This is a genomic window from Mesorhizobium sp. M7A.F.Ca.US.006.04.2.1 (genome assembly GCF_004022915.1).
GTDB classification, from domain to species: Bacteria; Pseudomonadota; Alphaproteobacteria; order Rhizobiales; family Rhizobiaceae; genus Mesorhizobium; species Mesorhizobium ciceri.
The window spans coordinates 1-6,773 of the sequence record NZ_RZQA01000297.1 but is presented as its reverse complement, the minus strand read 5'-3'; the positions used below and the strand labels follow the sequence as shown (position 1 = coordinate 6,773).

9 protein-coding genes are annotated in these 6,773 nt (G+C 63.3%); 5 read left to right on the top strand and 4 right to left on the bottom strand.

The window, feature by feature from the left end:
- From EN925_RS17175 to EN925_RS17165, 3 genes are all read right to left on the bottom strand, one after another.
- Nucleotides 1-780 (bottom strand): tetratricopeptide repeat protein (locus tag EN925_RS17175; RefSeq protein ID WP_164894248.1); only part of this gene is annotated, 780 nt, incomplete at its 3' end.
- Between the two features lies 1 nt (nt 781).
- Nucleotides 782-1,429: a thiamine phosphate synthase gene (locus tag EN925_RS17170; protein ID WP_127368440.1), complete on the bottom strand. Its 648-nt coding sequence runs from the start codon at nt 1,427-1,429 to the stop codon at nt 782-784.
- A 134-nt stretch (nt 1,430-1,563) separates the two neighbouring features.
- A complete protein-coding gene (locus tag EN925_RS17165; protein ID WP_027162529.1) occupies nt 1,564-2,481 on the bottom strand; it encodes a DMT family transporter in 918 nt (305 codons plus the stop codon).
- A gap of 135 nt (nt 2,482-2,616) precedes the next feature.
- Between EN925_RS17165 and EN925_RS17160 the strand changes: the two genes are divergently transcribed.
- From EN925_RS17160 to EN925_RS17150, 3 genes are all read left to right on the top strand, one after another.
- Complete coding sequence (locus EN925_RS17160; protein WP_127368439.1) at nt 2,617-3,096, top strand: Lrp/AsnC family transcriptional regulator; 480 nt, start codon at nt 2,617-2,619, stop codon at nt 3,094-3,096.
- A gap of 65 nt (nt 3,097-3,161) precedes the next feature.
- The gene (locus EN925_RS17155) at nt 3,162-3,890 is read left to right on the top strand and encodes a class I SAM-dependent methyltransferase (RefSeq protein ID WP_127368438.1); all 729 of its coding nucleotides are present in this window, start codon (nt 3,162-3,164) and stop codon (nt 3,888-3,890) included.
- Nucleotides 3,891-4,008: 118 nt separating this feature from the next.
- The gene (locus tag EN925_RS17150) at nt 4,009-4,779 is read left to right on the top strand and encodes a sulfite exporter TauE/SafE family protein (RefSeq protein WP_064995914.1); all 771 of its coding nucleotides are present in this window, start codon (nt 4,009-4,011) and stop codon (nt 4,777-4,779) included.
- A 34-nt stretch (nt 4,780-4,813) separates the two neighbouring features.
- Here EN925_RS17150 and EN925_RS17145 read toward each other — a convergent pair whose 3' ends face one another.
- A complete protein-coding gene (locus EN925_RS17145; RefSeq protein WP_064995913.1) occupies nt 4,814-5,365 on the bottom strand; it encodes a DUF2269 family protein in 552 nt (183 codons plus the stop codon).
- Between the two features lie 332 nt (nt 5,366-5,697).
- Here EN925_RS17145 and EN925_RS17140 point away from each other — a divergent pair, with 332 nt between their 5' ends.
- The gene (locus tag EN925_RS17140; RefSeq protein ID WP_013529135.1) at nt 5,698-6,078 is read left to right on the top strand and encodes a hypothetical protein; all 381 of its coding nucleotides are present in this window, start codon (nt 5,698-5,700) and stop codon (nt 6,076-6,078) included.
- Between the two features lie 449 nt (nt 6,079-6,527).
- Nucleotides 6,528-6,773, top strand: a 246-nt coding sequence (locus tag EN925_RS17135) for a DUF1465 family protein (protein WP_128336731.1), incomplete at its 3' end; no start/stop codon positions are given.

The following is a 6,773-nucleotide window of genomic DNA, read 5'->3' as shown; positions in this document are numbered from 1 at the left end:
CGGCTGGATGAAGCAGGCGGCGAGATCGATTTGAGCGGTGTCGTAGTTCTGCCTTGCGGCCTGCGTCAGCAGGCGCCTTGCCTGGGCATCGTCGCGTGGCTTGCCGCCGACACCGTTGGCGTAGATCTGCGACATTGCATATTGCGCGTCCGCGAGGCCGGTCGCAGCGGCGCGTTCATAGTAGGAGACCGCCTTGGCCATACCGGCGTCGCCGGGGTCCTGCTGGACCAGCATCTGCGCGAAATTGAATTGCGCCAGCCGGTTGCCGGCTTCGGCTGCGGCCTGCATCAGGGCGTAGGCCTCTTTTCCATCCTTTTTGACATAGCGGCCGTCGAGCAGCATCAGCGCATACTGGAACTGCGATTCCGGCACACCCTGTTCGGCGGCCAAGGCGTACCATTTCGCCGCCTGCGCCGAATTGACCGGTACACCGAGACCTCGCGACAGGATCTCGGCCACCAGGGTCTGCGCCGCCGGGTCGCCGTTTTGCGCCCGGACCAATGCCAGATTGTAAGCTGTCTTGTAGAGGCCGCGCTGGAAGGCGCCATAGGCCGCGTCGGCGGGTTTTGCGCCGAAGCGGTCGGGATTGACGGCGTCGGCCGACGGCAGCGGCGCAGGCTCGGCCGTGGTGGCGGGCTGCGGCAACGGCTTGTCGATCGGCTTATCGGTGTGGACGCCGATTTCCGGCTTGGGCTGCGGCAAGGGGATGGTCTCCGCGGCCGCCGCCTGGACCATCAGCACCGCAAGCAGAGCCTGGAGGGGAAGCGTCGCCGATGACATTTCAGTCCTCGAAACGCGGCGCAGTCTCGTCGAGCAGCGCGTTGGCGGTGGCGACCGCTGTCCTGGGGTCGGTGCCGTCGGCGAACACGGCGCTCGACAGCGCCACGAATTCAGCGCCGGTGGCGCCCACGGCTTCGACCGAGGCGATGTCGGATCCGGCCATGACGATGCAAGGGATCTGGATCATGTCCGCCCACCATGCGCCGAGCGACAGGTTGCGCGGGTGCGGTTCGGGCTTGTTGTCGTAGCCGAAGCGGCCAAAGAAAATGTAGTCTGGCCGCGTCTCGCCAAGCTCGAGCGCGTCGTCACGCGTCTTGGCGCCTCCGGTGCCGACCATCATCTTTGCCTGGAAATGCTCGATCGTCTCGGCGAGTTCGGCCTTGGAGACTTCGACATGGATGCCGTCGGCCTGGACGCGGCCGGCTATGCGGGTGTCGCCGGCGATGATGACAGCAACGCCGGCGGCTTGCGCTGCCGGCACGATCCGTTCGGCGAAAGCCTGGAACGAGGCTTCATCCATGCCGTTCTCGGGCAGGATCAGCGAAGCGACATCGCCACCATCGAATGCCGTGACAATACGGGCCGCCGGCACGCCGGGCGGCACGATCAGCACGATGCGACAGCGATTGGGGGGCGTTGCTTCATTCATGGTTCTTCGGGTCCCGCGTTTCGCCTATGCCGGGCGAAGATGGTTGGATTGCGGCATAGAGCAAAGTGCCCGCCTTGAACAGGCGGGCAGCCGGGATCGCGATGTTTGATCCGCCGGGCAGCCGGCGGGCCGCTTCACTTGATCGGGTGCGGGCTCGCGACGGGCGGTTTGCCCTTCCACAGCGTCCAGCCGAGATTCATGCCGGCGGCGGCGATCAGGATGGCGGTAGCGCCGACGACCTGGCTCAGATGCAGCCGATGGCCGAAGGCGACGACGTCGACCAGGATGGCGACGACGGGATAGATGAACGACAGCGATCCCTGCAGATGCGTCGGCAGCTTCTGGATGGCGCCGTACATCAGTATGTACATCAGGCCGGTGTGGACGATGCCGAGCGTCGCCAGCATGGTCCAGCTCCAGGCATCGGCTGGAAGCCGGGATAGATTGGCGAACGGCGCCAGCATGACGACGCCGACGCAGACCTGGATCAGCGCAATCAGATGCGGTGGCGTGCCCTTGAGCTTCTTGGTGACGATGGCGGCGACGGCCCAGAAGAAGGCCGCGCCCAATGCCATGACGATGCCGGTGAAATAATCCGTGCCGGCCATGCCGGCATTGGGGCCGGCATCGGGAGCCGACTGCACGATCAGCACCATGCCGGCGAAGGCGATGGTCAGCCAGGTCAGCTTGGTCAGGCTCAGCCGCTCGGCGAAGAAGAGCGCGCCGAAGCCGACCAGCATGAAGGGCTGCGTGTTGTAGACGGCGGTGGCGATCGAGATCGACGCGCGCGAGAAAGCGCTGAACAGCAAAAGCCAGTTGACGACGATGGCGACGCCGCCGAGCGCGGCGATGCCGATGATGCGCAGCGACAGCCTGTTGCGCAGCAACCCCAGCCCGGCGCAGATGATGAGCAGCGTCAGCGCGCCGAAAGCGCAACGCCAAAACACCACATCCATGATCGGCTGGCCGGACAGGACGACGAACCATCCGATCGTTCCCAGGATGGCCATTGCGGCGGACATTTCGACCGTGCCGCGTACTGTCTCGTTCACAACAAACCTCCGTATCGGTTGAGCCGCCATAATCTCATGCGGTCGCGAAGCTTTCCATCAGATTGGAAAGGGCGTATGGCCTATTGGCCTAATTATATTAGGAGAAAGCTCCAAGCTGTCGGGAAAAGGAAAAAGATGCTGGACGATCTCGATCGAAATCTCCTTGAAATCCTGGTCAAGGATGCGCGGACCTCGCTGAAGGATCTGGCCGCCCAGGTCGGGCTGTCGTCGCCAAGCGTTTCGGAGCGGCTGCGACGACTCGAGGAGCGCGGCGTCATCCGGGCGTTCACCGTCGAGATCGATCCGCTGGCGCTCGGCTATACCTTGCAGGCGATCGTGCGCATCCGGCCTCTGCCGGGCAAGCTGCACATCGTTCAGAAGCTGATCGAGGACATCCCCGAATTCGGCGAATGCGACAAGGTAACGGGCGATGACTGCTTCGTCGCCCGGCTGTTCGTACGCTCGATCGGCGATCTCGACGGGATTCTCGACCGTATCGCCGACAAGGCGGAGACAAGCACCGCCATCATCAAGGCGCAGCCGATCCGGCGGCGGCCGCCACCGCTCGACGCGGCTGCTTCTCGGGATAGGGCAAAGGTCTTGCATGCCTCCTGATCGAGCCGGGTGGAAAGCCGATGGCCGCTTGGTTAGTGTGCCGACCAAATGAGACCGAGACTGTCATGGCGCAGAACATATACGACCGTGAGGATTTCTTCGCAGGCTACAGCCAACTCGGCCGTTCGGTCGAAGGGCTGGAGGGTGCCGCCGAGTGGCCGGCAACGCGCGCGATGCTGCCCGATGTCGGCGGCTTGAGGGTCGTCGATCTCGGCTGCGGCTTCGGCTGGTTCTGCCGCTGGGCACGCGAGCATGGGGCGGCGCAGGTGCTTGGCCTGGACCTGTCGGAGAAGATGCTTGCCCGAGCAAGGGCCGCCGGCCCGGATGCAGGGATAAGCTATGAGACGGCCGATCTCGATCGGCTCAGCCTGCCGGAAGCCAGCTTCGATCTCGTCTACAGTTCGCTCGCCTTGCACTATGTCGAGGATGTGTCGCGTCTGTTCGGGACCGTGTATCGGGCCCTGGCGCCTGGCGGGCATTTCGTCTTTTCGACGGAACATCCGATCTTCATGGCGCCGACCAAACCCGGCTGGGTGATCGATAGCGAAGGCCGCAAGACGTGGCCTGTCGATCAGTATCTGGTGGAAGGACCGCGCAGCACGGACTGGCTGGCCAAGGGCGTGGTGAAACATCACCGCACGATCGGCACCACGCTCAACGCTCTCCTGCAGGCCGGCTTCACCATCGCGCATGTCGAGGAGTTCCGTCCGACATCAGAGCAGATCGCGGCCAAACCCGAACTGGCGGAAGAGCTCGAGCGGCCGATGTTCCTGCTGGTCTCGGCGCGTCGGTAGGCACAGGCCTGCGTCGGCCCGCATGTGCGGCCGCCACGCTCATATTTGCTGTCGCTCCGCCCGACATTCTGGGCTATTCAAGCGTCGACACGCTTTCCCTCCGGACCAGTCCCCTCCCATGTCAGGCCTGCTTCTCGATCCGTGGTTCTATGCGGCCGCCATTCCGGCGGTCATTCTGGTCGGCCTGTCGAAGGGCGGCTTTGGCGGCGCCGTCGGTTTCGTCGGCGTGCCGCTGATGGCGCTGACCATGCCGCCGGTGCAGGCGGCGGCCATCCTGCTGCCGATCCTGTGCCTGATGGACATCGTCTCGGTGTGGACGTGGTGGGGCGTTTACGACCGCAAGATGCTGGTCGACATGATGCCGGGCGCCGTCATCGGCATCGGCCTTGGCTGGCTGACGGCGGCACTGGTGACCGAAGAGGCGGTGCGGCTGATCGTTGGCGCCGTCGCCATCATCTTCGTCCTGCGCTGGCTCTATCTGCAGTTCCGCCACGGCGCCGATCACGCGGCCGCGCCCAACCGCGTGGCCGCCGCCATCTGGGGCACGGTCGCCGGCTTCACCAGCTTCGTTGCCCATGTCGGCGGTCCGCCCTTCCAGGTCTATGCCTTGCCCATCCGTCTCGATCCGAAAGTTCTGTCGGGCACCGCAGCGATCTTCTTTGCCGCCACCAACGCGCTGAAGCTGGTGCCCTATTTCGCGCTCGGCCAGTTCGACACCGCCAATCTGACGGCATCGGCGGTGCTGATGCCGCTGGCGCCGCTGTCGACCATCGCCGGAGCGTGGCTGGTGCGCCGCATGCGGCCGGAAACCTTCTATCCCTTCACCTACGCAACCGTCGCGGTCGTGGCGCTGAAGCTGCTGTGGGATGGCATTGTCGGCCTGATGTAGAAAGGCCGCCGCGCAGCCGCCCCGTCATTAGGGGTCAGGCGGCGCTTGGCACCAGACGACGGTTGCCGCCAAAAGCCAGTGTCGCGCCGAACATAACGACCAGCACCATGCCGGCAAGGATGCCGATGTCATGCACGGTCGGTTTGAGCACCATGTCCGCAATGATCACCAGCATCACCGCATAGTCGAAACGTGCCGCGCTCATCATGCGCTGGCCGATGGCAAGAACCTCTGGCGTGACGCCCTCCTTGGCGATCATTGCGCCCATGCGCTCCCCGGTCGGCTTGAAGATGAACATGCCGATCGAAAAGGTCGTGGCGTATCCCGCCAGGCCGATGAGTACCCACAAATCGGAGAAGCCGACCCAGAACCAGCACATGATGAGGCCGAAGATCAGCGTCAGCATCGACATCGGCGCAAAGAACCTGCCGCCCAGCTGACCGCTGGCGCGCATTGCCTGCAGCTTTTCCTCGATGTTGCCCGCGCGCTCGGCAAGCATGCCCAGCAGGAACAGTACGAAGCCACCGCCGACCCACAGAATGGCGGTAGTGACGTGGAGGAATTTGACGATCGAGTACCAGTCCATGGGTTGCTCCTGCAGTGTCCGGTCAGGTTTGCGGCGGCGCCGATTTGCGCCGGCCGTCATAGGAGCGGGCGTTTAGCGTGGCGCCTGTTTCGGAACGATGTCGCGAAAAATCCGGCTCTGTTTCAGCTTACGGCCAACGCGCGAGGTCGCAGATTGTGAACGCATTATCTGATTTTCTGCTAATGTACGAATCGTCGGGAGGGGGTTGGCGCGACATCGTCTGGATACGCTGCCGATATCAGTGCGCCAATGCCGGGAGCCCGGTGGCGACAACAATCGCCTGACGATCAACCCATTCCCGCAAGCGGGAAAAGGCAATTCGGGGGACCATTATGCAAGGGATAGCACGGAATTTCTTCACGCTGGCCATCATCTATTCGCTGTGCGGCATGGCGCTCGGCCTGTACATGGCGATCAGCCAGGATCACGGCCAGATGCCGACCCACGCCCACACGATGGTGGCCGGATGGCTGATGTCGGCGGTCTTCGCCTTCTTCTACCATTTGTTTCCGGCAATCGGGCAGAAGACGCTCGCCACAGTTCATTTCTGGCTGACGGCGGTCAGCGGCATCGGCCTGCTGATCGGCCTCTATTTCCTGCTTGCCGGCAATGCCGCGATCGAACCGCTGGTGGCGGCCTCCTCGATGGGCTTCTACGCAGCCATGCTGCTGTTCGCCTTCATCGCCTTGCCGGCGGTCTGGAAGACCGCTTGAGCCGAGCCTAAGGGAAGGTGAGGCTGTGCCGGCGGTCTGGAAGACCGCTTGACCGAGCCTGACGCAGGAGGTGCTGTGCTGTTACGGCACAGTATGGCGGCGTTCGGTCAAAAAACATCCGCACCGTTAAGGCTTCATTAAGCTTTACAGGTGTTTACTATGTTCATCCAGTGATCTGGATTCTTACCGAGTGGTTGGAGCCACTTTGTTTGACGCCTCCCTGTTAAACTCCTGAGAGCCGCCTTATCCGCGGCTCTTTTTTTGTCTCGATTTCTCTTTTTTTGTCCGCACCCCAGGGGGGCCGCCCGACAGGGGTGCCGTTAACCTTCTGTTAAACATGTGCTTGCCTTCACCGGTGACGAAGCGCATTTTCAAGCTTCAGTCAGATAGGGTTCCGGGTGTATCGGCAGGGAGCCGAATCGGCCGGTTGCAAGTGCAGGGGCGTATCAATGAACGAGCCTTCGAAGGGCAGTGCGAAAACCGTCAAGCTGGCGGAACGCCGGGTTTTCTCGCAATCCTTCAAGCCGCTTTACCAGGAAGGCATGGGTCTGGTCGAACAGGCCGCCGAATATCTCGACGGCAAGGGCCGGGCCGAGGCGAAGAAGCTGTCGCGGCTGGCCGCCACGCTCTACGCGGCCGAATCGATGCGGCTGACCACCAGGCTGATGCAGGTTGCCTCCTGGCTGCTTTTGCAG

Bases quoted from the DNA above. Each gene is read 5' to 3' on its own strand.
- EN925_RS17145 (WP_064995913.1), bottom strand. From the start codon at position 5,365: ATGGACTGGTACTCGATCGTCAAATTCCTCCACGTCACTACCGCCATT.
- EN925_RS17150 (WP_064995914.1), top strand. From the start codon at position 4,009: ATGTCAGGCCTGCTTCTCGATCCGTGGTTCTATGCGGCCGCCATTCCG.
- EN925_RS17170 (WP_127368440.1), bottom strand. From the start codon at position 1,429: ATGAATGAAGCAACGCCCCCCAATCGCTGTCGCATCGTGCTGATCGTG.
- EN925_RS17140 (WP_013529135.1), top strand. From the start codon at position 5,698: ATGCAAGGGATAGCACGGAATTTCTTCACGCTGGCCATCATCTATTCG.
- EN925_RS17160 (WP_127368439.1), top strand. From the start codon at position 2,617: ATGCTGGACGATCTCGATCGAAATCTCCTTGAAATCCTGGTCAAGGAT.
- EN925_RS17155 (WP_127368438.1), top strand. From the start codon at position 3,162: ATGGCGCAGAACATATACGACCGTGAGGATTTCTTCGCAGGCTACAGC.